Below are 20,821 nucleotides of genomic sequence, written 5' to 3' on the forward strand. Positions count from 1 at the left end.
CACTAAGTTGAGGTAAAAAGGAAGTGAATTATGAAGAAAAAATCAGCACTTTGGTTTTGGTTATTTTGGCTATTGATTGTAGGTTTGGTTGCTGGCGGTTGCTACTCAGCTTATTTGGCTTTTTCACCGTCAAAGGTTAGTTTGAGTCAACCTAGTAAAAATACTGCGGCAACGTTTGATATTAATTTAAATCGAGATCAAGTTAATGCATTAGCTAGCAGCTACCTCCAGGATTCTGGTAATGGTGATTTTACCTTTGTTGCTAATCAAAGCAATGTTGTTTTATCCGGTAAATTAAGTATTTTGGGACAAAATATTGATGCTAAAATGGCGATGATGCCCGAAGCAACTAACGATGGTAATATTGTTTTAAAAGCTCAATCTATTTCTTTGGGGCAGATTTCCCTACCAGTCAATGTAGCAATGGGCTATATCAAACAAATGTATAATGGACCAAGTTACGTCCAATTCCAGCCTAATCAAGAAAAAATTATTATCGATTTGAATAAGGCAACGCAAAATCAAAATATGCGCTTTAAGGCTACTAAAATTGATTTGAATCAAGGCCAGTTCCAATTTGTGGGTGAGGTTGTTAATGGCAAAAAGTAATCGTAGTTTTTATGATTGGTTGATGACTAACCGCAATCCTGTTGCTGCTGATGAAATTCAACAGTTTGCTAATAACGCTTTTTTGGATTCAACTTTTCCTAAGCAAAGTGTTGATTTTGAAGAAATATCACATTATTTAGAAGAGGATAGCTCATATTTAATGAGTATGACCACCTTTGATGAAGCTTGGCAACATTTTCAAGCCGCCCGCTAGAAAGGAGAAATATGGCTCAAATTATTCAATGGTTCCCCGGACATATGGCCAAGGCCATGCGATTAATGCGTGAAAACTTATCTTTAGTTGATATTGTTTTTGAATTGATTGATGCTCGCTTACCAGCCAGTTCACGTAATCCGGAACTAGAGAAATTAATCGGTCAAAAACCGCGATTATTAATTATGACTAAGGCCGATTTAGCTGATCCTATCCAGACTAAATTATGGGCGCAGCACTTTCGTCAAGCTGGTCATCAAGTACTTGTTTTAGATAGTCGTGATCCTAAGACTCCTCAAACGGTTACTAAGGCTGCTCGCCAAGCGCTTAGTCAGCAGCGGGAAGATCAACTTGCTAAGGGAATTTATGATCAACCAATTCGAGCGATGCTGTCTGGTATCCCTAATGTCGGTAAATCAACTTTATTGAATCATTTAGTGATGAAAAATGTGGCGCCAACGGCCAATAAACCGGGTGTCACTAAGAAAATCGCTTGGTTAAAAACGCCGACTAAATTAGAATTATTGGATTCTCCCGGGGTACTCTGGCCCAAGTTTGAAGATCAAACAGTGGGCATGAAGTTAGCGGTATCTGGAGCTGTTAAAGACACTTTATTTTCTAAGGATGATGCCGCCTTATATTTAATCCAGTTTTATCGACAGTACCATTTAGAAGAGTTGGTACAACGTTATCATTTGAATTCGGACTTAAATGACCTTAGTGATGTGGAAGTTTTGCTAGCCATTACCGAAAGATTAGGCTTTAAAGATGATTATGATAAGGCCAGTGAGCGTTTGCTAAACGACCTGCGTAAGGGAAAGTTGGGTCGTTATACTTTGGATATTTACCATGACTGAGACAATTGCTGATATCAAAGCTGCTCTAACTACTATTGGGTCTAGTGATGCTCGACTTGAATTATGGGCGCAAGATTCTCGTAAAGGTGTGCGCCAATTGGTTGAACGCTATCAGCGGCAGCAGATTAAATTACAAGCTAAAATTGAGCATTTTCATCATCGTTTCGACTTTGAACAGAGGTACTGGGAAAATGGCTATACCAATATTGCTGGCATAGATGAGGTAGGTCGTGGGCCCTTAGCAGGTCCAGTGGTGGCTGCAGCAGTCATTTTAAAACATGACTTTAATTTAATTGATGTGATTGATTCCAAACAATTATCGGCCCATCAGCGACTTGAATTAGATCAAAAAATTCGTCAGCAGGCTTTAGCCATTGGTATTGCTCAAGTTGATGCCGATGTCATTGATCAAGTAAATATTTATCAGGCTAGTCGTCAGGCGATGTTATTAGCAGTTCAGCAACTTAATCCCCAGCCACAAGCTTTATTAATTGATGCCATGCAAATTGATAGTCCTTTGGCTCAAGAATCACTAATCAAAGGCGATGCCCGTAGTAATTCAATTGCCGCAGCCAGTATTATTGCTAAGGTTAGTCGTGATCAGTTAATGGCTGATTATGCTAAAAAATACCCCGGTTATGGGTTTGAGCATAATGCTGGTTACGGAACCGCAGAACATTTAGCAGCAATTAAGCAGCAGGGGATTTGTCCCATTCATCGGCGTACCTTTGCGCCGATTAAAGACTGGATTGCTACACCATAAAATTATTCAGCATAAACTCCACGATAGGAAGGATTATTCTATGAATCCCGTTCATCTTTCACCGCGTTTAGAAGCAGTGGCCAACTATGTCCCTCAGGAGGCTTATTTAGCCGATATTGGCTCTGACCATGCCTATTTACCAGCCCACTTATTGGTCGGTCGTCAGATTAAATATGCTTTAGCTGGCGAAGTAGCTGTGGGTCCTTTGGCCAATGTCCAAAGTGAAATTATTCAACAAAATTTACAGGGACAATTGATTGCTCGTTTGGCCAACGGTTTAGATGCAGTACAAACTAGTGATCAAATTAATACTGTGGTGATTGCTGGTATGGGCGGCCTGCTGATTCGGGATATTTTAGATCGTGATTGGCAAAAAAATGGTCAAAGGCAATTCCAAACCTTGATTTTACAGCCTAATACGGAAGAGGCTGCTGTACGTAGATGGCTTATCAACCATCAGTACCAAGTCAAAGCTGAAAAAATAGTCCAAGAGGGTAAGCATTTTTATGAAATTATTGTGGCTCAGCCTGGTTTTCAGGAATTAGGTATCTTTGACCTACAATTTGGTCCCTTTTTACGCCGGCAAGCAGGCCCAGTTTTTTCGGCTAAGTGGCTGGCAGAACTACAGCGTATTAATCTCATTTTAGATCGTTTAGTAGCTGCTCAGAAGGGGGAGAGTGTCACCTATAAGGAATGGCAGGCTCAGAAAAATAAGATTCAAGAGGTACTTAAATAATGGTTAAGGTACAAACATTAATTCAACAAATTGAAGCCTTTGCCCCCAAAGACTTAGCAGAAAAGGGAGATCCAGTAGGCTTGCAAATTGGTGACCCGCAACAAGAGATTCATAAGGTAATGACCACTTTGGATGTGCGACCAGAAACTGTCCAAGAGGCAATTGAACAAAAGGTTGATTTTATTTGGGCCCATCATGAAGCGATGTTTTTCCCAGCCCGTAATTTGGATTTAAGTAACCCTCAAAACAAGATGTATGCGGATTTACTACGGCATGACATTGTTGTTTATGCCAGCCATACTAATTTGGATGCCGCTGCTGGGGGGATGAATGATTGGTTGGGCAGTATTTTTGGGTTACAAGACTTACAACCATTATTGCCTAATCCAGATGGGCAAAGTGGTTTAGGGCGAATTGGCATTTTAAAAGAGGATCTCACGGTTAGTCAATTAGCTCAAAAGGTTAAACAGGCCTGCCAAGTAGCTGAAGTACGTGTCATTACAAATGATTTAGATCGTCGGTTACATACAGTTGCGCTTTTGGCGGGCGATGGCGGCCGCTATTGGTTTAAGGCTCAAGAATTAGGCGCTGACGCCTATATTACAGCTGATCTTTATTACCATGTCGGACATGATATTTTGGCTAATGATTTTGTGGTAATTGATCCGGACCATCATATGGAAGCTTTGGCAAAGAAACCGATGGCAACTTTGGTACGTGACTGGCAACCTGATTTAAGTGTTTATGAAAGTCAAGTTAATACCGATCCGTACCGTTATATTTAGTGATTTTTAAGTGAGGGGAATCATATGACTAACAAATATTCAGCATTATCTGAGCGATTTTTAAATTATGTACGAGTTGATACACGTTCTGATGAAGATGCCACAAAACGACCCTCATCTGATAAAGAAGTGGCCTTTTTAAGGAAGTTAGCTCAAGAATTAGCGACGATTGGTTTATCAGATATTCAAACCATGTCAGATGGTTATGTCTTTGCTAAGTTGCCAGCTAGTCCAGGATTAGAAAATGTACCCAACATCGGTTTCATTGCCCACGTTGATACAGCTGATTTTAACAGCGAAAATATTCAGCCGCAAATTGTTGAAAATTATGATGGTAAAAGTATTATTCCATTGGGAACGACAGCTTATCAATTGGATCCAGCTGTTTTCCCTTCTCTAAATAAGTACCAAGGACATACCCTAATCACCACGGATGGGACGACTCTTTTAGGGGCTGATGATAAAGCTGGTGTGGCTGAAATTATTACGGCCATTGAATATCTAATTAATCACCCTGATATCCAGCATGGACCAGTTTCACTAGCTTTTGGACCAGATGAAGAGATCGGTACTGGGGCTGATCATTTTGATACGAAGGCCTTTGGGGCTGATTTTGCTTACACGGTTGACGGCGGCCCATTGGGGGAATTAGAGTGGGAAACCTTTAACGCTGCTTCTGCCAAACTGCATATTCAAGGACAAAATGTTCATCCGGGTACTGCTAAAGGCGCCATGATCAATGCTAACCAAGTGGCGATGGATTTTCATGCACAATTACCAGTTCATGACCGTCCCGAAGAAACTAGTGGTCGGGAAGGTTTTTGGCATTTGATTGAAATGAGTGGTACGCCTGATGAAGCTAACCTAACTTATATTATTCGTGATCATGACCGTCAAAAATTTGAGAGTCGTAAGGACCAGTTAATTGCCATTGCTGACCAATTTAATGCTAAGTTTGGCCAAGATCGTTTAACTTTAACAATCCAAGATCAGTATTACAACATGGGAGATATTCTTAAAGAAAATATGGCCCCCGTAGAGCTGGCAGAACAAGCCATGCAAGCTTTATCGATTAAGCCAATCATCGAACCAATCCGTGGCGGAACCGATGGCTCTAAGATTTCTTTCTTAGGGTTACCAACGCCAAACTTATTTGCTGGTGGGGAAAACATGCACGGCCGTTTTGAATATGTTTCCTTAGAAGTTATGGAAGCGGCTACAGATGTGATTTTAAAGATTATTGAGCTAGCTCGTTAATCAAAAAAAGACATGCCACTGGAGTGACATGCCTTTTTAATTTAATTTTTTGCTTTACTTTTCTCAGCTATTGCTGAACCAGAAACCGCTGGAATAGCGATAATGGCTAGCTCGCCAACAACAACAGCAATCACTGCGACCACGATGGGATCATAGATAGCTGATGTCATTTGTGACACGATGTAACCAACAATTTCACCAAAAATTGCGGCCCAAAAAGCGACTGTTAAGTATTTCATCATCATTCACCCCTTTGCTATCAATCATGATACGCTTTTTTTATAATTCCGCAATGGTGATACAAATATTGGGGGCGATTACGGTATAATGAAGCCAAATAAGGCACAGTAGGAGGGACAATGTACGCACCCTTACAAATATTTTCAAGTTATAGTTTGTTAAAAAATCCAAATACGATTGACCAAATCCTAATCCAAGCGCATCAACAGGGATATCAGGCGGTTACTTTAGCTGATTGGAACGTTTTATATGGCGCAGTTGAATTTTATCAAAAGGCTCAGAGAATAGGCGTTAAACCAGTTTTGGGTTTAACCTTGCAGGTTAATGGCTTAATTAATACAGCCACGTTATTTCCAATTTTATTAACCGCTTTAACTGATAAAGGCTATCAGAATTTGATGTGGCTTTCATCAGCCAAAATGACGGCAGTTGACCAGCAACTATCCCTCAGTAAAATTGCTCAACACCTTGAAGGGATTGCGATAACTTTGCCACCCAACAGTGAGCTAGTCCAGTTAATTTTAGCTGGTGATAGTCATTTGGCCCAGTACTGGCAGAAATTACTAGGATTAGTAAATCCAAATCAATTATATCTGGGGCTAAATCCACGTATGGCTGCTCAGACCCAAGAGCAACTGGCTGACTTTGCCCATGAATATGCGATACCGGTAATTGCTTTAGACCAAATTGATTATTTACAAGCCCAAGATGCTTTTAGCCAAGAAGTTTTACGAGCCATTGCTAGTAATAGTAAACTGGATAATTTATCTTTTTTGGCGCGCCAAGGCGGTCAAAATATTTTATTACCTCTAGAAGAGATTAGGCAGTCCTATCAAGCGAGTGCAATTTTACAAACTGCCTATGCCAATAATGAACGATTGATTGATCAGGCCCAAGTAAGCTTGAATTTTCAGGCAACTAGTTTACCAAAGTTCCAAAGCCCAGCTGGAATGGATAGTGGTCGCTATTTACGTCAATTAGCACAGCAGGGGTTGGTTGAAAAATTAGCGAATTCTAATCAAAATCTTAACACAGACTTATATCAAAAACGGCTAGATCATGAGCTAGCCGTTATTGAAAAACTAGGTTTTAGTGATTATTTTTTAATTGTTTGGGATATTTTAAATTTTGCGCACACTCATAATATTCAAACCGGACCAGGTCGAGGATCGGCGGCTGGTTCCTTGGTGGCCTACTGTCTGGCAATTACCGATGTTGATCCGCTGGCCTTTGATTTACTATTTGAACGATTTTTAAACCCAGAACGAGCGCAAATGCCAGATATCGATATCGATTGGCCGGATAATCGCCGCGAAGAAGTTTTAATTTATTTGCACGAGAAATACGGTCAACGCAATTTTGCGCAAATTATTACCTTTGGAACCTTAGCTGCAAAACAAGCTCTACGTGATACCGGTCGGGTTTTTGATTTGAATACTCGTCAGTTAAGCCAGTTGTCTGGTGCCATTCCGCCCGGTAAAAATGGTCGGAAAGTTTCCCTCTTGGAAGCCTGGCAAAGTGAGCCGCAGTTAAAAGCTCTAATTGATAAAATTGATAATGGCCCCCTATTATTTAAGACCGCTCAACAATTAGAGGGGTTGCCCCGCAATTATTCAACTCATGCGGCCGGAGTGGTGTTAAGTGATCGGCCACTGGTGGAAACCCTCCCAGTTCAGTTGGGTAGTGATGAGCGGTTGTTAACGCAATTTGAAAAGGGGCCAGTCGAACAACTCGGTCTATTAAAAATTGATATTTTAGGACTAACTAATTTAACCATTCTAAGTCAGGCCTTAGCTTTGGCTAAGCCGAATTTACCCGATAATTTTGATATTAAAAAGATTCCCTTAAATGATCCGCAAACTTTGGCTTTATTTGTTGCCGGTGATACTAGCGGTGTTTTCCAATTTGAATCACGGGGTATTCGCAATGTTTTGCGCCAACTAGCCCCCAAAGATTTTGAACAGGTAGTGGCCGTCAATGCCCTTTATCGTCCAGGACCTAGTCAAAATATCCATTCCTTTATCCAACGACGACATGGCCGCGAAAAAATTGAAATTTTAGATGATAGTTTGACCGATATTTTAGCCCCAACCTTTGGCATTATTATTTATCAAGAACAGGTAATGCGGGTTGCTGAAGCATATGCGGGCTTTACTTTGGGACAAGCCGATGTTTTACGGAGTGCTATGTCTAAGAAAAAGTTAGCTCAAATGGAGAGCATGAAGGTGCTCTTTATTAAAGGGGCTGTGCAAAAGGGACATCCCCAAACCGAAGCAGAAAAAATCTTTTCCTACATCGACGAGTTTGCTAACTATGGCTTTAACCGTTCGCATGCCGTTGCCTATACGAAGTTAGCCTTTGAACTGGCCTATTTAAAGGCCCACTATCCCTTAACTTTCTACACGGCCTTACTAAACGCTAATTTAAACAATACCGAAAAAATTAGGCAGTATATTTTAGAGGCTAAACGTGCTGGGATTCAAGTTCAGGGACCAAATGTTAATTCATCTGAGCGCTTTTGGACTTGTTCGGCTGCAGGGTTGCGAATGGGTTTGCACGCTGTTCATGGCTTACGCTCGGATTTCATTACCAGTCTATTGGCTGAACGGGAGGAGCACGGGGCCTTTCAAACGGTTCAATCCTTTATTCGCCGCTTACCAGAAAAATTACGTAAATTAGAAACTTTTAATCAATTAGTTTATGCCGGGGCTCTAGATAATTTTGGTTATAATCGTGCCGAATTATTAGCTAATTTACCAGACTTGGTAGCCGGGGCGGATTTTGGCGATTTAATCTTACAAGAAACTAAAATCCGACGAATGGCAGATTTGCCCTTGTTAGAGAAGTTAAATCAGGAAAAGGCCGTAATTGGTCTTAATCTATCAGGACATCCGCTTGATGCTTATCAAGGCCTGATTGCGGATCAAAAAATACCTAGTATTAATCAAATTACCCAGCCCAATCAAACCGTCCAAGTGATTGGCTTAATTGATCAAATTAAAACAATTCGCACTAAAAAAGGGCAGGATATGGCCTTTTTAACGCTAAGTGATCAAACTGGCAATATCAGTGTCACTTTATTTCCACAACTTTATGGCCGGCTGGCTGATCAGCTTAAAGTAGCCCAAGTGGTGCAGGTCATTGGTAAAAGTCAAGAACGTCAAGATATTGTTTTGGTCGCTAATCAATTGATTTATCCAACGAAACAGGCTAAACCAACAGCAATGGAACAGGGGACTTGGTTTTTGCGAATTGATGCAGCCCATGCACAGTCAAACATTCAAGGACAATTATCTCAATTGCTCAAAAAATATCACGGAGATTGTCCAGTTGTGCTCTATTGGGCCCAATCTAATCAGAAACAAGCACTAAATCAAACTTATTGGTTAACTAGCCAAGCAGCAGTAAAGCGTGACTTAATCGGACTTTTAGGAAAAGAAAATGTTATTTTTCAGAAAAAAGGCTAAATTCTACCTTGTAGAATTTTCGTGAAATGTTTACAATAAGACAAGGAAGTGCTTGCAAGAGCAAGTAACCTAGATATCAAAGGAGCTATTTACCCATGAAAAAGACGAAAATCGTCTCAACGCTTGGTCCTTCATCAACTGATGTGGATACAATTGTTAAGTTAATTGAAGCCGGTGCCAACGTGTTCCGTTTCAATTTCTCCCACGGTGATCACGAAGAACACTTGGGTCGTATGAACGCAGTTGCCGAAGCTGAAAAGATTACCGGTAAGACTGTTGGTCGTTTGTTAGATACTAAGGGAGCCGAGATTCGTACTACTGTCCAAGCTGATGGTAAGATTGAGTTTAATACTGGAGATGTTCTCCGTATCTCAATGGACGACAGCTTGCAGGGAACTAAGGAAAAGATTGCGGTTACTTATCCAGGTCTTTACGATGACGTTAAGGTTGGCGGCCAAGTATTGTTTGATGATGGTTTGCTAGCTACAACTGTTACTGAAAAAGACGACGCAAACAAGGAATTAGTTGTTCGTGTTGAAAACCACGGTATTTTGGGTTCACGTAAGGGTGTTAACGCCCCTGGTGTGTCAATCAACTTGCCTGGTATTACTGAAAAGGATGCCGATGACATCCGCTTTGGTTTGGATCACGAAATCAACTATATCGCGGCTTCATTTGTTCGTAAGCCAGAAGATATTTTGGACATCCGTGCTTTGCTAAAAGAAAAGCACATGGAACACGTACAGATCATTCCTAAGATCGAGTCACAAGAAGGTATTGACAATCTTGATGCTATCTTGGATGTTTCGGATGGTTTGATGGTTCCTCGTGGTGACATGGGTGTTGAAGTGCCCGCTCAAAACGTTCCTTTGATTCAAAAGGAAATGATTCGTAAGATGAACGAGCGTGGTTTGCCAGTTATCACTGCCACTCAAATGTTGGACTCAATGGAAGAAAACCCACGTCCTACACGTGCCGAAGTTTCCGATGTTGCCAACGCTGTCTTTGATGGTACTGATGCAACTATGTTGTCTGGTGAATCAGCTAACGGTGACTACCCAGTCGAAGCTGTTGCTACTATGGCTGCCATTGATGAAAAGGCTGAAACTGCTTTGCGTGTCGATGGCCGTGAGCAGTTACTACACTTTGTCGAAGAAGATGCAACTGAATCAGTTGCTGCTTCAGTTGCCCACATCGCTCAAGATGTAAACGCTAAGTTGATTGTTGTTTCAACTAAGTCAGGATACTCAGCACGTATCGTTTCTAAGTTCCGCCCAACTGCTAACATTTTGGCAGTGACTTACTCAGAACGTGTACAACGTGGTTTGACTTTGAACTACGGTGTTGTGCCAGTTGTCTACGATGCTCCTGAAACAATTGATGAAATGCTTGAATTGTCAAAGCGCGCCGCTAAGGAACAAGGACTTGTTCAAAGTGGTGACAAGATTGTGGTTGTCGCTGGTGTACCAATGAACCAGTCTGGTACAACTAACATGTTGTCAGTACAAACAATTTAATTCATTTTTAAAAACCGGCAAATAGCCGGTTTTTTTATACATATTTTTTAGAATTATCTAAGACGCATCAAGACATTGGCGGGGTTTGTGTTAAAATTGGTAGAGTATGAATTTATTCGAGGTAACTATTTTTGGCAGAACAAACAAGTAAGAACTTCACCTTTGAAAATATTGAACAGCAAACCAAATTATCAGGGACAAATGAGGCCTTTCTAAAGTTGATTGAAGAGGCCTTGTCGGTTCAATTACTTAGTCGTGGCAATATGCTCGCCATTGAGGGAAAAGCAAGCGACGTACAATTGGCCTACCAAGTAGTGGGCGCTTTAGTTACTTTAATTAAACGCCAAATTAACATTAGTCAAGCTGATGTGGTTAGTGCCACTAATATGGCTCAACGAGGAACCTTAGAATACTTTGGCGACCTTTACACTGAGGTATTAATTCGCGATCAAAAAGGACGCTCAGTTCGGGTTAAAAATTTTGGTCAACGACAATATGTTCAGTCGATTCGAAAAAATGATGTAACTTTTGGTATCGGTCCAGCTGGAACTGGAAAAACTTTTTTGGCTGTTGTGATGGCAATTACTGCCTTACGACGGGGCGAAGTCGAGCGGATTATTATTACTCGACCAGCGGTTGAAGCTGGTGAATCGTTGGGATTTTTGCCGGGAGACTTAAAAGAAAAAGTCGACCCCTATATGCGACCAATCTATGATGCCATGAATACCTTAATTGGTAGTGAACATACCCAACGATTAGTCGAGCGGGGTGTAATTGAAATTGCGCCGCTAGCCTATATGCGTGGTCGAACCCTGGATGATGCCTTTATTATCCTCGATGAGGCCCAAAATACGACTAATCAACAAATGAAAATGTTCCTAACCCGATTAGGGTTTAGTTCGAAAATGATTGTGAATGGTGATATTTCGCAAATTGATTTGCCCCGTGGCGCTAAGTCAGGCTTGATTGCGGCGCAACGGATTCTAAAAAATATAGATCATATTAATTTTATTAACTTTAGTAGTGTTGATGTTGTACGGCATCCGGTCGTTGGTCAAATTGTCAACGCGTATGAAGCAGCTGATAACCGGTTAGCTGAATTAAAGAAGGAGCAAACTCGAGATGGACTTAGCCATAATTGATCAAAGTAAGCCTGGCGTAAGCCAGTACCATCGTGATTTAGTAAAATGTGTCTTGGAATATGCCGGACAATATATGGAATTACCTGACAATACTGAGATGTCGGTAACCTTTATGAATAACGATGAAATCCATCGTTATAACCGTGAATATCGTAATATTGATAAGCCTACCGACGTTATCAGTTTTGCTATTGAAGATGATGATGATGATTTCCCCCTGTTACCGGATGAAGAAATGGGTGAGGATTTAGCTAAAAATATTGGAGATATCTTAGTTTCAGTTGATATTATTGCCCAACAGGCTGAATATTTAGGGCATAGTTTTGAAAGAGAATTAGGCTTTCTAGTTGTCCATGGTTTCTTGCATCTCAATGGTTATGACCATATGTTAGGAGACGCCGAAGAAAAAGAAATGTTTGATCTACAAAGGAATATTTTGGATAGCTATGGCCTCAGAAGATAAAGATAAGCAACCGCAAGTTACCCGCAATCATAATTTTGCCATGGCCTTAAAAAATGCTCTTCATGGTATTTTGGTAGTGGTATTACGAGAACGTAATATGCGGATTCATATTATTTCGGCCTTTATGATTTTACTGGCTGGACTTTATTGTGGTTTACGACGATCGGATTGGTTATGGGTGACGATTGGGGTTTTTCTAGTTATTTATAGTGAATTCTTAAATACGATTGTTGAATCGATTGTCGACTTGATAGTCGGTCGCCGTTACCATGTTTTAGCCGGCTTAGCCAAAGATTTGGCCGCTGGCTTAGTGCTAGTAGCAGTAGGCGTTGAGATGATTATTCTATTAATCATTTTTGAACCATATGTATATCATTTGCTTTGGCACTAAAAAATAAGAAAAGTTGAATTATAAAGGAGTATGAAAGAGTATGGCATCCAAAGAGACTAACGGGGATCCCCGGGGGATCCCCGCGTATCTCGTAATATTAATTTTGGGCGAGCGTTAAAGACCGCGCTCCATGGAATTGGTTCGGTTATTAAAAATGAACGGGCAATGCGTTTACATTTATTTTGCGCCACGGTTTTTATCTTAGCTGGTGTTTATTTTGGCCTGTCCCGTTCAGAGTGGATTTGGTTGATTATTGTTATTTTCTGGGTTTTTTATTGTGAATTTTTAAATACGGCGATTGAGTTAATTGTCGATTTAATTGTTGAAAAAAAGTATCATCCGATTGCCGGTTTAGCTAAGGATGTGGGTGGTGGGATCGTCGATTTGGCGATGTTCATGGGTTTGATTGTCGTTGCTTTTATTTTCCAACCCCATATCTGGCATCAATTAGGCTGGAGCACCCAGTTGGTCGCTACTTTGTTGCATTAATTGAAAGGTAAATTGTATGGTTAAAGAAGGTTTTAAGTCCGGTTTTGTGGCTATTATTGGTCGTCCTAACGTAGGAAAGTCCACCCTATTAAATCGGATTGTTGGTGAAAAGATTGCCATCATGTCTGATAAAGCGCAAACAACGCGTAATAAGATTCAAGGGATTTACACAACTGATGATGCTCAGGTCGTTTTTATCGATACGCCCGGCGTTCATAAGCCACAAAATTCTTTAGGGGATTTTATGGTGAAATCAGCTTTTTCGGCTTTGCATGAAGCTGATGCCATTTGGTTTGTGGTTGATGCTAGTCAAGAGCGTGGGCGTGGTGATAATTTTATTATTGACCGCTTAAAAGAAGTAAAGTCAACACCGATTTATTTGATTATTAATAAGATTGATTTGCTTCCAAAAGACCAATTATTTGAAGTGATTAATTCGTATCAAGAAGATGCACCGCAATGGGCCGAAGTCTTTCCAATTTCAGCGACTGAAGGTGATAATGTCCCTGAATTATTAGATGGGGTCATTGATCAGCTAGAAGAAGGCCCACAGTACTTTGATTTTGATCAGCTAACGGATCATCCCGAACGATTTATCATTAGCGAATTAATTCGTGAAAAGGTATTGCAGTTGACCCAGCAGGAAGTGCCTCATTCCGTCGCTGTGGTGATCGATCAAATTGAACAAGAAGAAGGCGATAAAGTTCATATTCAGGCTTCGATTATCGTTGAACGACCAACTCAAAAAAATATCGTCATTGGTAAACAAGGCCAAATGATCAAACAGATTGGTATTCGAGCTCGTAAAGATATTGAACGATTATTAGGTAGTAAGGTCTTTTTGGAAACTTGGGTTAAAGTTGAGCCACGTTGGCGGGATCGCCCCCAAGCATTGCAATCCATGGGGTATCGACCAGAGGATTATTAATCAAGTAGCCTGAAGATGGAGTAGGCTGAATGGCAATTATTCAAGGGATTATTTTATATACCCGTCCATATAAAGAACGTGACCTATTAGTGCGCATGCTAACTGAAAAGGCTGGTTTGCGGACTTTTTTTGCACGTGGCGCTAAAAAAAATAATTCCCCCTTAGCCGCTGCCACCCAACCCTACACCAAGTTTACTTTTGATGGTCAATTACCAAAAAATAATCAAGGCCTAGGTTTTATTAACAGTGTTCAGGGCAGTACTTTTTATCGAAAAATTACTGAAGATGTCGGGATTAGTGCTTATGTGGCCCTAATCGTTAAGTTAATTGATGCCAGTTTTGAAGAGGGGATACCACTGCCGGACTGGTATCAAGAACTAACAGTAGCCTTAGAAAAACTGAATGCTGGTTTAGATCCCCAAATTATAGCTAATATTTTTGAAATTAAGTTATTAACGCCCTTAGGGGTGGCTCCTAATTGGCGGGCTGATCCTTTGGATGGCCAAATGACGGGTATTTTTGATTATTCGGAAAAATATAATGGGATTCTCGGTCAAAATCACTTTAATTTAGATGATAATCGCCTACATTTGGATCAGAAAACCATCTATTATTTACGTCAGTTTAGCCAAATTGACTTGGCTCAAATTCATGAAATTAAGCTTTCTCCGGCGACTAAAAGAAGCTTACAGCGGGTGATTGATTATATTTATGAAAAGCAAGTTGGTCTGGTCCCAAGGGAAAAACATTTTATTCAGCAAATGGCTACCTGGCAGGTAGCAGCGCAAAAATTAGCACAACAAAGGAAACAACAATGAAAAAGATTTTGGTACTACATACGGGCGGTACAATTGCCATGCACGCTGATGCCACTGGCGATGTCCAACCAGATGAAATTAATCCGCTGAATGCCGTGCAAATCGAATTGCCAGAAGTCGAGCTGCAAGTTGAAAATATTTTTAATATCCCCAGCGAACATATCGGCCCTATTCATATGCTACAAATTCAACAACGGATTCTAGCAGCTGGTCATGATTTTGATGGCGTGGTTGTCACCCATGGGACGGATACGCTGGAGGAAACGTCTTTTTTCCTAGATAGTACGCTAGATGTTGACTTTCCAATTGTGATGACGGGCGCTATGCGCTCATCCAATGAACTTGGGGCGGATGGTTTATATAACTATCAGTCAGCCATTCGGGTGGCCATTGATGATCAATCGGTTAACCGCGGGGTCATGGTGGTCATGAATGATGAGATTCATGCTGCTCGTTTTGTGACCAAGACGCATACAACTAATGTGGCAACTTTTGCCTCACCGATTAGTGGTGTGATGGGGATTATTACTAAGCGCCGGATTATTTATTTATATGAACTACCAGCGCATACCATTTATCCGATTAGTATGGTGAATAAGGATATTCCAGTCATTAAAGCTTACGCCGGTATGGACGGAAAATTGTTAGAATTACTGGCGGCTACTAATGTCGACGGTATTATCATTGAGGCTCTGGGTGCTGGTAATTTGGGAGAAGATGCCGCTCGGGGAGTTGGCTATTTACTATCACGCAATATTCCTGTCGTGATTGTTTCCCGTAGTTTCAAAGGCATTGCTGAACCGGTCTATGATTATTTAGGTGGCGGTGTTCAATTAGAACGGGCGGGAGCCATTTTTGCTTCGAGTGTCAATGGGCAAAAAGCTCGGTTAAAGCTGTTGATTGGGTTGGAAAATAATCTTAGTCCGCAAGAACTAAATAAATATTTGCAGGAATTTTAAAAGCGTGGATTCGTTAAGATCCACGCTTTTTTACTGAAATAAATTGTGATAGATTGCTTGAACAGCTTCGGCGGCCAGCTCAGGCTGAATGCCCAGCATAATGGAAATTTCGCTAGCTCCTTGGTTAACCATCTGTAAACTAATACCAGCTTCCTTCAATGGTGTGACAATATCAGTCATAGCCCCAACCCGGTTTCGCATACCTTCCCCAACAATCATGATGATGCCATAATTGGGGATCCATCGTAGTTCATCGGGCTGTACTTGCTCTTGAATCGCAGCTAGTACATGATCAATTTGTTCTTGGTTAGTTAGTGATTTATCCAGAATGATCGTTAAATCATCAATTCCAGAGGGCATATGCTCATAAGAAAGACCATACTGGCTTAATATTTCTAAAATTTGCCGGGTAAAGTCTTTGTTTAAGAGATAGCGGTGTAAATAGATGGCGGCAAACCGATTGGAATTAGCAATGCCTGTCACTGGCCGTGTATTTTGAATAGCCTGGCGCGGTAATATCATGGTACCGGGATCATTTGGTCGGTTCGTATTTTTAATATTAATCGGAATTTGACCTTGGATGGCTGGAATGATTGCTTCATCATGGAAAACAGCAAAGCCGGCATAGGAAAGCTCCCGCATTTCATCATAGGTCATTTGAGCAATTGCTTGGGGATGATCCACTAACTTAGGATTAGCCGCGTATATGGCGCTAACATCTGTGAAGTTTTCATAAAGATCAGCTTGGAAGGCGCGGGCCATGATAGCTCCAGTAATATCAGAGCCGCCCCGGGAAAATGTAGCCATATCACCATTTTTGGTATAGCCAAAAAATCCAGGAACAATTAGACGTTCTCCGACTGCTAGTTCAAATTCAGCCATAGCCTGGTACGAGTCTTCTAGTAAGGTGGCATTACGAGGATTGTCATCGACCAAAAAGCCCAGCGTTCTAGGATCAACGAAACGAGCTGGTAGGCCTTGATGCGTAAAGGCTTTTGCAATTAACTGGGCGTTAAGGTATTCACCGTGGGCACAAAAAGCCGCGAAAAGGTAATCAAAAGAGCGGTAGTGCTTTTGGGCTAAATGATCGATTTGTTGATCAATATCGGCTAAATCAATCTCGTTTAGTTCAAAATATTCGCCAATTTCGTGGTAACGGTTTTTGATTTGTTGGACAATATCACGATAATCACGGTCAGTAATGACAGCTTGGGCGTACTCAATTAGTAGATCCGTTACCTTAATGTCGTCTTCTTGCCGCTTGCCGGGGGCCGAAACGACGATAATTTGGCGCTGAGGGTCAGCTGATACAATTTCAAATACCCGTTTTAGTTGAGGGCCATCGGCTAGGGATGAACCACCAAATTTGGCAACTTTCATGATTTACTCCTTATGTTGAATTACTAGACCGTCAAAATCGGGTACTAAAGCCACGATTTCGCCCGGTAAATCTAATGCTTGTAGGCGTGTGATTAACGCTTGTGTCTGCTGGCCAGTTGTTAAAGTCACCGTTGTCGGACCGGCACCAGATAGATAAGTACCATAAATACCTAATTCGTGTGCTACTTGACGAATGGTGCCCAAATGGGGGACTAGGCTAGCCCGAGCTTGTTCGTGAAATTGATCAGCTTCCATGAGTCGACGAGCTTGCTCAATATTACCGGCCTGCCAACTGGCAATCATAACATTGGCCACAGCACTAGCGGCGACAGCTTGTGGCAGGGCTAATTCGGTAGCTAAAGCGGCCCGGGCATCGGCAGTCTTTAAAGGATAGTTAGGAATAAAGGTGACCAAACTGAAGTCTTGGGGGAGGGTTAAAGGCGCTTGGTAGACATTTTTTTGGTCATAATAAGCGGCGACACCACCACCTAACAGGGCTGGGGCAACATTGTCTGGATGACCCTCTAGCTGGGTAGCGGCTAATAGCATGTCAGCTTGACTGAGTGCCAACTGACCTAACTCATTGGCTAAAGCAATGCCGGCTAGAATGGCCGATGAAGAAGAGCCTAAACCACGTGCTAGTGGAATATCTGAACTGACCATTAAATGATGAGCTGGTAAGTTAGGTGCTAGTTTTTGAGCAATTTGGACAATTAAATTATTATGATTATAAGGAACGCTATCGCCGAAGGGATGATCCACTACCCATTTAGAACTGGGCGCCAAGACTTGGACCTTTAAATAACGACTAACGGCTAGGCCTAATGAATCAAAACCAGGTCCTAAATTAGCGCTACTAGCTGGTACTTGAATAGTAAATTGCAAGTTCATATCCTCACTTTTTCATAAACTTAATTGAAATTCATTTTTACTTTAACAAAAAGCACTAGTAAACATAAATAAAAAATTTATTTATGGTATACTCATTAATTTTTAACTTTATCACATCCCTCATAAAAACAAAATACTTTGTTATAATTAGATTTAACCCTGTAGGACTTGAAAAGGAGAAATGCTAATGCGCTATGTATCAACTCGTGGGCAAGCCCCAGCTGTCAGTGCTAGTCAAGCTATTTTAGCTGGTATTGCACCGGATGGTGGGCTATATGTGCCGGAACAATGGCCTCAAATTAGTCTGGACTGGCAAGAGCTTGCCAACCAGTCCTACCAAGAAATTGCAGAACTGATTTTAGCTGCTTTTCTAGATGACTTTACCCCGATGGAAATTCAGTCAGTCGTCCAAGCGGCTTATGGAGCGCAATGGGATAGTAGTAAAATTGTGAATCTGCATCAAACCGGAAACCTTCACTACATGGAGCTCTTCCACGGACCAACTTTGGCCTTTAAAGACGTTGCCTTACAAGCCTTACCACATCTATTGACAACCGCTGCTGCTAAGCAAGGCAATCATGACAAAATCGTCATTTTAACAGCGACCTCTGGTGATACGGGAACAGCTGCTATGAGTGGGTTTGGGGATGTTGATCAAACTGAAATTTTGGTCTTTTATCCTGAAATTGGTGTCAGTGATATTCAACGGCAACAAATGCAAACAGAGCCAGCTGCTAACGCGCATGTAACGGCTATCACCGGTAACTTTGATGATGCCCAGCGGGCTGTTAAATCCCTCTTAGGTCAAAAAGAACTCCATGAGCGTTTGGCCCAACATCAGCTGCGCTTTTCATCAGCCAACTCGATTAATATTGGCCGGTTGATTCCACAAATCGTTTATTATATCTATGCTTATGCGCAATTAGTTAAACAAGGACAAATTGAAGCCGGCCAGATGGTTGATATTGCCGTACCAACTGGTAATTTTGGGAATATCTTAGCGGCCTATTATGCTAGCCAAATTGGCCTACCTGTCAATGAGTTTACCGTCGCCTCTAATGAAAACAATGTGCTAACTGACTTCTTTAATACTGGTCGTTATGATCGGCGACGGGATTTTAAGGTTACTAGTGCTCCGGCGATGGACATCTTGGTTTCTAGTAACTTAGAACGACTGATTTATTTTGCTAGTGGTCAAAATAGCCAAGAAGTTGCTGAGTATATGCAAGCCTTGGATGAAAATGGTTTTTATCAGCTTAAGGGTACTACCCAAGCTAATTTGAGTCATTTTAAGGCTGGTTATGCTAATGAAGAACAAATTAAAGCTACGATTCACAATACTTTCCAACAAGACGATTATTTATTAGATCCGCATACAGCTGTGGGACGTTTTGTAATCGGCCAACATAGTGATTTGAAGCGACCAACCTTACTAGCCGCAACTGCTAGTCCCTATAAGTTCCCCCAGGCAGTCTTAACAGCGCTGGATCAACCGGACGCTGGTGGACAAGCCGGCTTAGTAGCCTTAGCAACTTGTACCAATTCAAAAATTCCGGCCCAGATTCAAAGTCTATTTGATCAACCAATTTTGCATAAGCAGGTGATTGAGCCTGATCAAATTCAAGCCACTATTAATCAATTACTTTTCTAACTCAAACTAAAAAGAACGAGGTGAATAATGTCATATCAAGATCAAGATCCACTAGTATGGAGTGCCATTCAACAAGAAGCTGCTCGTCAAAATCGTAATATTGAATTAATTGCTTCGGAAAATTTTGCTTCTCAGGGTGTCCGGGCGGCGCAAGGTTCAGTTTTGACCAATAAATATGCTGAGGGTTATCCCTATAAACGCTACTACGGTGGAACTGAATACGTCGATGTGATTGAACAAGTCGCGATTGATCGCTTAAAGGCCTTATTCGGCGCTGAATATGCCAACGTTCAGCCTCATTCAGGTTCCCAGGCTAATGCCGCAGCCTATATGGCCTTTTTAAAGCCTGGTGATAAGATTTTAGGTATGGATTTAGATGCTGGGGGACATTTGACTCATGGGGCTAAGGTTAGTTTTTCTGGGAAAATCTATGAGTCTCATACTTATGGTGTTGATTCTGATAGTGAACGGCTAGACTATGATGATATTGCTCGCATTGCCCGCCAAGTTAAGCCACAAATGATTGTCGCTGGTGCCTCGGCCTATTCACGTATTATTGATTTCCAAAAGTTCCGTGACATTGCTGATGAAGTGGGGGCCTACTTGATGGTCGATATGGCCCATATTGCTGGTTTAGTTGCGGCTGGCTTACATCCTAATCCCGTTGGCATTGCTGATGTTGTGACTTCGACAACCCATAAAACCTTACGGGGACCACGTGGTGGTATTATTTTGTCCCAAGAAAAGTACGCTAAACAGCTTAATTCAGCTATTTTCCCCGGTTCGCAAGGTGGACCTTTGGAACATGTGGTTGCTGCTAAGGCCGTGGCTTTTGGGGAAGCTTTGCAACCAAGTTTTAAAGACTATGCCCAGCAAGTGATTACTAATGCCCAGGCTATGGCCGATGTCTTTAGTGCCAGTGCGGATATTCGTGTGGTAACAGGTGGGACGGATAATCATCTCTTTAATTTGGATTTGACGCAGACGGGTCTTAATGGAAAACAAACGCAAGAATTGTTAGATTCGGTTTCAATTACGACTAATAAGGAAGCTTTGCCAAATGAACAATTGAGTCCCTTTGTGACCTCTGGTATTCGCATTGGAACTCCAGCAATTACCACTCGTGGTTTTAACGAACAAGATGCTCAGCAAGTGGCTCACTTTATTGAACAAGCTATCCATCAACACGATGATTCCCAAGCACTTAAAGCCATTAAGCAACAGGTTGAGATTCTGTCCATGGCCCACCGTTTTGCTTGATTAC

At 41.5% G+C, this 20,821-nt stretch carries 21 protein-coding genes; 18 read left to right on the forward strand and 3 right to left on the reverse strand.

The features are described 5' to 3' along the window. The first annotated feature begins 30 nt into the window (after positions 1-30). From C7384_RS00550 to pepT, 7 genes are read left to right on the forward strand one after another with little or no spacing between them, the layout of a single operon-like run. Positions 31-609 carry a YpmS family protein gene (locus tag C7384_RS00550; protein WP_089937390.1) on the forward strand — a complete coding sequence of 193 codons (579 nt, stop codon included), beginning with the start codon at positions 31-33 and terminating at the stop codon, positions 607-609. Beyond that, positions 596-823: a YozE family protein gene (locus C7384_RS00555; RefSeq protein WP_089937392.1), complete on the forward strand. Its 228-nt coding sequence runs from the start codon at positions 596-598 to the stop codon at positions 821-823. The genes C7384_RS00550 and C7384_RS00555 overlap by 14 nt, the downstream gene beginning before the upstream one ends. A gap of 11 nt (positions 824-834) precedes the next feature. After that, positions 835-1,680: a ribosome biogenesis GTPase YlqF gene (gene ylqF / locus C7384_RS00560; RefSeq protein ID WP_089937394.1), complete on the forward strand. Its 846-nt coding sequence runs from the start codon at positions 835-837 to the stop codon at positions 1,678-1,680. After that, entirely contained in the window at positions 1,673-2,443 is a 771-nt protein-coding gene (locus tag C7384_RS00565; RefSeq protein WP_089937396.1) for a ribonuclease HII, read from the forward strand. Before ylqF ends, C7384_RS00565 begins: the two co-directional genes overlap by 8 nt. Positions 2,444-2,483: 40 nt before the next feature. Beyond that, positions 2,484-3,179, forward strand: a complete 696-nt coding sequence (locus C7384_RS00570) for a tRNA (adenine(22)-N(1))-methyltransferase (protein WP_089937398.1) — start codon at positions 2,484-2,486, stop codon at positions 3,177-3,179. Beyond that, positions 3,179-3,964 (forward strand): Nif3-like dinuclear metal center hexameric protein, encoded by a 786-nt coding sequence (locus tag C7384_RS00575; RefSeq protein ID WP_089937400.1) that lies wholly within the window; start codon positions 3,179-3,181, stop codon positions 3,962-3,964. Before C7384_RS00570 ends, C7384_RS00575 begins: the two co-directional genes overlap by 1 nt. Before the next feature lie 24 nt (positions 3,965-3,988). Next, positions 3,989-5,221 carry a peptidase T gene (gene pepT / locus C7384_RS00580; protein WP_089937403.1) on the forward strand — a complete coding sequence of 411 codons (1,233 nt, stop codon included), beginning with the start codon at positions 3,989-3,991 and terminating at the stop codon, positions 5,219-5,221. Positions 5,222-5,262: 41 nt separating this feature from the next. Here the strand turns inward: pepT and C7384_RS00585 are convergent, their stop codons facing one another. Continuing rightward, positions 5,263-5,460, reverse strand: a complete 198-nt coding sequence (locus C7384_RS00585; RefSeq protein ID WP_089937924.1) for a DUF2929 family protein — start codon at positions 5,458-5,460, stop codon at positions 5,263-5,265. A gap of 120 nt (positions 5,461-5,580) precedes the next feature. On the opposite strand from C7384_RS00585, the gene C7384_RS00590 reads away from it, so the two are divergent. From C7384_RS00590 to C7384_RS00630, 9 genes are all read left to right on the forward strand, one after another. Then, on the forward strand, positions 5,581-8,928 hold the full coding sequence (locus C7384_RS00590; RefSeq protein WP_089937405.1) for a DNA polymerase III subunit alpha: 3,348 nt from the start codon (positions 5,581-5,583) through the stop codon (positions 8,926-8,928). A 95-nt stretch (positions 8,929-9,023) separates the two neighbouring features. Next, positions 9,024-10,445, forward strand: a complete 1,422-nt coding sequence (pyk, locus tag C7384_RS00595; protein ID WP_089937407.1) for a pyruvate kinase — start codon at positions 9,024-9,026, stop codon at positions 10,443-10,445. Positions 10,446-10,576: 131 nt separating this feature from the next. Beyond that, positions 10,577-11,587 carry a PhoH family protein gene (locus C7384_RS00600; RefSeq protein WP_089937409.1) on the forward strand — a complete coding sequence of 337 codons (1,011 nt, stop codon included), beginning with the start codon at positions 10,577-10,579 and terminating at the stop codon, positions 11,585-11,587. Continuing rightward, complete coding sequence (gene ybeY / locus C7384_RS00605; protein WP_089937411.1) at positions 11,568-12,050, forward strand: rRNA maturation RNase YbeY; 483 nt, start codon at positions 11,568-11,570, stop codon at positions 12,048-12,050. Before C7384_RS00600 ends, ybeY begins: the two co-directional genes overlap by 20 nt. Then, positions 12,034-12,441, forward strand: coding sequence for a diacylglycerol kinase family protein (locus C7384_RS00610; RefSeq protein WP_089937413.1), 408 nt, complete (start codon positions 12,034-12,036; stop codon positions 12,439-12,441). Before ybeY ends, C7384_RS00610 begins: the two co-directional genes overlap by 17 nt. Before the next feature lie 96 nt (positions 12,442-12,537). Continuing rightward, complete coding sequence (locus C7384_RS00615) at positions 12,538-12,930, forward strand: diacylglycerol kinase family protein (protein WP_276329399.1); 393 nt, start codon at positions 12,538-12,540, stop codon at positions 12,928-12,930. A gap of 16 nt (positions 12,931-12,946) precedes the next feature. Then, a complete protein-coding gene (era, locus tag C7384_RS00620) occupies positions 12,947-13,858 on the forward strand; it encodes a GTPase Era (protein WP_089937416.1) in 912 nt (303 codons plus the stop codon). Between the two features lie 29 nt (positions 13,859-13,887). After that, the gene (gene recO, locus C7384_RS00625) at positions 13,888-14,676 is read left to right on the forward strand and encodes a DNA repair protein RecO (protein WP_089937418.1); all 789 of its coding nucleotides are present in this window, start codon (positions 13,888-13,890) and stop codon (positions 14,674-14,676) included. After that, entirely contained in the window at positions 14,673-15,635 is a 963-nt protein-coding gene (locus C7384_RS00630) for an asparaginase (protein WP_089937420.1), read from the forward strand. The genes recO and C7384_RS00630 overlap by 4 nt, the downstream gene beginning before the upstream one ends. A gap of 30 nt (positions 15,636-15,665) precedes the next feature. Here C7384_RS00630 and C7384_RS00635 read toward each other — a convergent pair whose 3' ends face one another. Further along, positions 15,666-17,015 (reverse strand): aspartate kinase, encoded by a 1,350-nt coding sequence (locus tag C7384_RS00635; RefSeq protein ID WP_089937422.1) that lies wholly within the window; start codon positions 17,013-17,015, stop codon positions 15,666-15,668. Between the two features lie 3 nt (positions 17,016-17,018). Continuing rightward, complete coding sequence (gene thrB, locus C7384_RS00640) at positions 17,019-17,900, reverse strand: homoserine kinase (RefSeq protein ID WP_243400687.1); 882 nt, start codon at positions 17,898-17,900, stop codon at positions 17,019-17,021. Positions 17,901-18,093: 193 nt separating this feature from the next. Here thrB and thrC point away from each other — a divergent pair, with 193 nt between their 5' ends. Both thrC and glyA read left to right on the forward strand, forming a co-directional pair. Further along, positions 18,094-19,557: a threonine synthase gene (gene thrC / locus C7384_RS00645; RefSeq protein WP_089937425.1), complete on the forward strand. Its 1,464-nt coding sequence runs from the start codon at positions 18,094-18,096 to the stop codon at positions 19,555-19,557. A gap of 27 nt (positions 19,558-19,584) precedes the next feature. Continuing rightward, the gene (gene glyA / locus C7384_RS00650; RefSeq protein ID WP_089937427.1) at positions 19,585-20,817 is read left to right on the forward strand and encodes a serine hydroxymethyltransferase; all 1,233 of its coding nucleotides are present in this window, start codon (positions 19,585-19,587) and stop codon (positions 20,815-20,817) included. Positions 20,818-20,821 lie beyond the last annotated feature (4 nt).

It is taken from the genome of Convivina intestini (assembly GCF_003096575.1).
Taxonomy (GTDB): Bacteria; Bacillota; Bacilli; order Lactobacillales; family Lactobacillaceae; genus Convivina; species Convivina intestini.

Coding starts and splice junctions, on each gene's coding strand:
- C7384_RS00550 (WP_089937390.1), top strand. CDS start 31: ATGAAGAAAAAATCAGCACTTTGGTTTTGGTTATTTTGGCTATTGATT.
- C7384_RS00555 (WP_089937392.1), top strand. CDS start 596: ATGGCAAAAAGTAATCGTAGTTTTTATGATTGGTTGATGACTAACCGC.
- ylqF (WP_089937394.1), top strand. CDS start 835: ATGGCTCAAATTATTCAATGGTTCCCCGGACATATGGCCAAGGCCATG.
- C7384_RS00565 (WP_089937396.1), top strand. CDS start 1,673: ATGACTGAGACAATTGCTGATATCAAAGCTGCTCTAACTACTATTGGG.
- C7384_RS00570 (WP_089937398.1), top strand. CDS start 2,484: ATGAATCCCGTTCATCTTTCACCGCGTTTAGAAGCAGTGGCCAACTAT.
- C7384_RS00575 (WP_089937400.1), top strand. CDS start 3,179: ATGGTTAAGGTACAAACATTAATTCAACAAATTGAAGCCTTTGCCCCC.
- pepT (WP_089937403.1), top strand. CDS start 3,989: ATGACTAACAAATATTCAGCATTATCTGAGCGATTTTTAAATTATGTA.
- C7384_RS00585 (WP_089937924.1), bottom strand. CDS start 5,460: ATGAAATACTTAACAGTCGCTTTTTGGGCCGCAATTTTTGGTGAAATT.
- C7384_RS00590 (WP_089937405.1), top strand. CDS start 5,581: ATGTACGCACCCTTACAAATATTTTCAAGTTATAGTTTGTTAAAAAAT.
- pyk (WP_089937407.1), top strand. CDS start 9,024: ATGAAAAAGACGAAAATCGTCTCAACGCTTGGTCCTTCATCAACTGAT.
- ybeY (WP_089937411.1), top strand. CDS start 11,568: ATGGACTTAGCCATAATTGATCAAAGTAAGCCTGGCGTAAGCCAGTAC.
- C7384_RS00610 (WP_089937413.1), top strand. CDS start 12,034: ATGGCCTCAGAAGATAAAGATAAGCAACCGCAAGTTACCCGCAATCAT.
- era (WP_089937416.1), top strand. CDS start 12,947: ATGGTTAAAGAAGGTTTTAAGTCCGGTTTTGTGGCTATTATTGGTCGT.
- recO (WP_089937418.1), top strand. CDS start 13,888: ATGGCAATTATTCAAGGGATTATTTTATATACCCGTCCATATAAAGAA.
- C7384_RS00630 (WP_089937420.1), top strand. CDS start 14,673: ATGAAAAAGATTTTGGTACTACATACGGGCGGTACAATTGCCATGCAC.
- C7384_RS00635 (WP_089937422.1), bottom strand. CDS start 17,015: ATGAAAGTTGCCAAATTTGGTGGTTCATCCCTAGCCGATGGCCCTCAA.
- thrC (WP_089937425.1), top strand. CDS start 18,094: ATGCGCTATGTATCAACTCGTGGGCAAGCCCCAGCTGTCAGTGCTAGT.
- glyA (WP_089937427.1), top strand. CDS start 19,585: ATGTCATATCAAGATCAAGATCCACTAGTATGGAGTGCCATTCAACAA.